The organism is Metabacillus rhizolycopersici (assembly GCF_020075705.1).
This window is the reverse complement of record NZ_JAIQUM010000167.1, coordinates 1-3578: the sequence shown is the minus strand read 5'-3', so window position 1 is coordinate 3578 and position 3578 is coordinate 1. Positions and strand designations below refer to the sequence as shown.

The window sequence follows — 3578 nt, the reverse complement described above, 5'->3', positions numbered from 1 at the left end:
CCGAATAAATTATCTGGTAATGATGGCGAAGAGGCCACACCCGTTCCCATGCCGAACACGGAAGTTAAGCTCTTCAGCGCCGATGGTAGTTGGGGGTTTCCCCCTGTGAGAGTAGGACGTTGCCAGGCAAAAACCCCAATTAGGGGTTTTTATTTTTTCGGATTTATTAATTGGCTCGTTGGTCAAGCGGTTAAGACACCGCCCTTTTGCGAACTGTGTTTCGGAGGATTAGCTCAGCTGGGAGAGCATCTGCCTTACAAGCAGAGGGTCGGCGGTTCGATCCCGTCATCCTCCACTTATTAGAATTTATCTTTTATTATGGCGGTGTAGCTCAGCTGGCTAGAGCATTCGGTTCATACCCGAAAGGTCGTGGGTTCGACTCCCTCCGCCGCTATTATTGATTAGAGAGCACGCCTGATAAGGCTGAGGTCAATGGTTCAAGAATCTCCTATCTGTGGAGCCATTTTTATTTTATGGGGAAGTACTCAAGAGGCTGAAGAGGCGCCCCTGCTAAGGGTGTAGGTCGTGTGAACGGCGCGAGGGTTCAAATCCCTCCTTCTCCGCCATTCCAAATTATTACACATATCATGCGCCTTTAGCTCAGCTGGATAGAGCAACAGCCTTCTAAGCTGTGGGTCAGAGGTTCGAATCCTCTAAGGCGCGTATAAAAACCTAATCCAAGAAGGGGTAGGTCAGATTGTTGAGAAAGTACCTGTTTAAAAAAATCAGGTGCTTTTTATTGTCCGAAAAATGGAGGGGATTTAATGCGAATGAAGATTGTATACACCTATGCTAGCCTTGCTGTGGTGAGTAAAACTTGTTCACTCTCATTCCGCAATCCCCGTAACCTATAAGAAGAATTGTCCCAACGTTTTCCTTATGACATTAACTCATACATCAACGGGAAAGAACAGCTAGTCTTGAAGATTGAGCATCGGGCAATGAATTGGTATCAATGCTTAAGAGCTAAACTTGAAAAAATCACCATACATACAAGTAAGCTAGACTACCACTTTACCAGTCGATAGAAATTCTTTGCTTATTCAATATTAAGGCGCGTTTATGGAATAACGAAAAATTGGGCTTTTTATAGTGGAATTTCCTTAAACGGTGTAAATTCGCATTTTCCTGACGATACCCGAATCTGAGATAGTTTTAAATGGAACACGTAATGCTCTAATGAAGGATCGATTGTTCAGCTGAGTCTAGTCAAAATAAAGCACCCTTTGGTCATGAAGACTTGAGGGTGCTTTATTATGTAGTCGTGACGGTGCTTCATTATGTAGCTTTGTAATAAAGTTTGATCTGGTTGTTTAAGGCAGCACATTACCTGCTTCACGATAGATACCATACCATTCTTCACGCGTAAGATGGACATGGCTTGCCTTACAACACTCCTTTAATCGGCCTTCATTCATCGTACCGATGACCGGTTGCATGTGTGCGGGATGGCGTAAAATCCATGCGATGGCGATAGTCGTGTTGCTAACCTCATATTTGTCAGCGATTTCATTAATCTTTTGATTCAATTCAGGGAACTTGTCGTTTCCGAGGAATACTCCCTCAAAGAATCCGTATTGAAAAGGTGACCAAGGCTGAATGGTGATATCGTTCAGTCTGCAATAATCAAGCACGCTGCCGTCCCGGTTAACAGCGAGATCATTTTCCATATTCACGTTAAATCCACTAGAGATCATGTTGGCGTTGGTAATGCTTAATTGCAGTTGGTTTGCAACAATCGTCTGCTTCACCGACTTCTTCAGCAACTGGATCTGCATCGGATTCTGATTGGAAACGCCAAAATGGCGCACTTTTCCTGAACTTTCAAGAATATCGAAGGCTTCCGCCACCTCTTCAGGCTCTACCAACGTATCCGGACGGTGTAGAAGCAGTATATCCAGATAATCAGTTTTCAGCCGCTTCAAGCTTCGGTCTACCGATTCTAAAATATGTTCTTTGGAAAAGTCAAACATTCCCTTCCGAATGCCGCACTTGGATTGCAGGATGATCTTTTCACGAATATCCTCGTTCATACCGATGGCATCCGCAAATATTTCCTCGCATTTTCCATCGCCATAAATATCAGCATGGTCGAAGAAATTCGCACCCTCTTCCATCGCCGTTTGGACAAAGTGCTCAGCCTCGGCTTTGTCCAGCGAATTAATACGCATGCAGCCGACTGAAACGACGGGTACCTCTAATGTGCTGTTTCCAAGTTTCATAGTTCTCATGATTTATATCCTCCTTATTTATCATTGGGTACTTGGTGTGATGAGTCCGTCACATGCAGAGATATGGTCCAACCTTTTGTTTCGAGCTAGTTGCCCAGATCTATGTTAACGTCACATGGGAAATCTGTGTATCTCTTATTGATTGTGCCACATAAACATAGTAGTTTTCAATATTAACTAAATTTGATATTAACATTGTCCTTCGTTGCTTGCAGCAAGCAGTTGCTTTGCTTGGGAGAACGAAGAAAATTAGCTTTAAAAATAGTGGGGAATCGAAACCGGAGACATTATCTACTCTTTTCCACGTCGTTAGTATGGACTGGGAGCCCAATTTGATAAAGCTTCATTCAAACAATTTGGACTTAACGCTAAAGCATCTGTTTCAATTGGCTGCAGATGAAGACTGGATCGTTCGTGATCTAATGCTGGAGGATGCCTCAATGAGTGATGTTTTTAGCGAATTGACCTTACGGGGGAAGGAAGAAGTGGAATGAATGCCTATTTAAAATTAATCGTTTTTGATTTTCGGCTATATTTGCGCGATTGGTTAACGATCTTCTGGGTCCTCATCTATCCGATCTTGATGTTGCTAATCTTTGGGTCTATGTTTGGAAATGAAGCTGGTAAACTAGCTGGGACTAGATACATAGATTTTTATGTTCCAGCGTTATGCGATTTGAATGTGATTTTCGTATCGGTATTTACGCTTAATATTAATATGATCACGCAAAGGGAAAATGGGATTTTAACGAACACCCAAAAGAATTCCCCTTCCTCAAGCGTGTGAAAGGTGTAGCCCAACGGTAGGGAGGGGATGAATTTAGGTCAGGCGACAGCCTGAAGGGTTGCATTATAGGAACTTATGTTCTATAGTAGGAATAGAATATAAGGGTGGTGACGACAATGTTATTGAATCAAAAATACGAAATCTTTCCAAACGAAGAACAGAAGGAAATACTAGATCGTTGGCTACAATATTGTCGTCAGACCTATAATTCAGCTCTTTTGGATAAACAACGTAAATATCACGAGTCAAAAGAATCTTATCATCGTGACGATATGCAAACACAACTAAAAATGGATAAAAAGAACTATCCATTCCTAAAAGAAATATCATCCCAACCGTTGCAGGAAGTCTTTCTACGTCTAGAAAAGGCATTTGATGGTTTCTTTCGTAAGGATAAAAACTATCCAAAATAGAAAAAATACAAAGATTACATCAGTATGACATTTCCCCAATTTGGATTCAATGCAAAAGGCAATCGAATGGCTATGTCCTTTTCAGATAACGGTAAGCTGTACAATACAAAGCTAGGTGAAATCGATCTCCTCCTCCACAGACCATTA

General features: G+C 41.9%; 4 protein-coding genes, 4 tRNA genes and 1 rRNA gene. 8 read left to right on the top strand and 1 reads right to left on the bottom strand.

Features of this window, described 5'->3' with window-relative positions; genetic code table 11:
* Positions 1-12 precede the first annotated feature (12 nt).
* The 5 genes from rrf (at position 13) to K9V48_RS27460 (ending at position 663) form a co-directional block, all read left to right on the top strand.
* Positions 13-128 (top strand): 5S ribosomal RNA (rrf, locus tag K9V48_RS27480).
* A gap of 94 nt (positions 129-222) precedes the next feature.
* Positions 223-295 (top strand) — tRNA-Val (locus K9V48_RS27475).
* A 25-nt stretch (positions 296-320) separates the two neighbouring features.
* Positions 321-394, top strand: a tRNA-Met gene (locus K9V48_RS27470).
* 81 nt (positions 395-475) lie between these two features.
* A tRNA-Ser gene (locus tag K9V48_RS27465) sits at positions 476-566 on the top strand.
* Positions 567-589: 23 nt separating this feature from the next.
* Positions 590-663, top strand: a tRNA-Arg gene (locus K9V48_RS27460).
* Positions 664-1313: 650 nt separating this feature from the next.
* Here the strand turns inward: K9V48_RS27460 and K9V48_RS27455 are convergent.
* Positions 1314-2231 carry an aldo/keto reductase gene (locus K9V48_RS27455; RefSeq protein WP_224142236.1) on the bottom strand — a complete coding sequence of 306 codons (918 nt, stop codon included), beginning with the start codon at positions 2229-2231 and terminating at the stop codon, positions 1314-1316.
* A 332-nt stretch (positions 2232-2563) separates the two neighbouring features.
* Between K9V48_RS27455 and K9V48_RS27450 the strand changes: the two genes are divergently transcribed.
* The 3 genes from K9V48_RS27450 (at position 2564) to K9V48_RS27440 (ending at position 3431) form a co-directional block, all read left to right on the top strand.
* Positions 2564-2725 carry a hypothetical protein gene (locus tag K9V48_RS27450; RefSeq protein WP_224142235.1) on the top strand — a complete coding sequence of 54 codons (162 nt, stop codon included), beginning with the start codon at positions 2564-2566 and terminating at the stop codon, positions 2723-2725.
* Positions 2722-3018 (top strand): ABC transporter permease, encoded by a 297-nt coding sequence (locus K9V48_RS27445; protein ID WP_224142234.1) that lies wholly within the window; start codon positions 2722-2724, stop codon positions 3016-3018. The genes K9V48_RS27450 and K9V48_RS27445 overlap by 4 nt, the downstream gene beginning before the upstream one ends.
* Before the next feature lie 116 nt (positions 3019-3134).
* Positions 3135-3431 (top strand): helix-turn-helix domain-containing protein, encoded by a 297-nt coding sequence (locus tag K9V48_RS27440; protein WP_224142233.1) that lies wholly within the window; start codon positions 3135-3137, stop codon positions 3429-3431.
* The last annotated feature ends 147 nt before the right edge of the window (positions 3432-3578 follow it).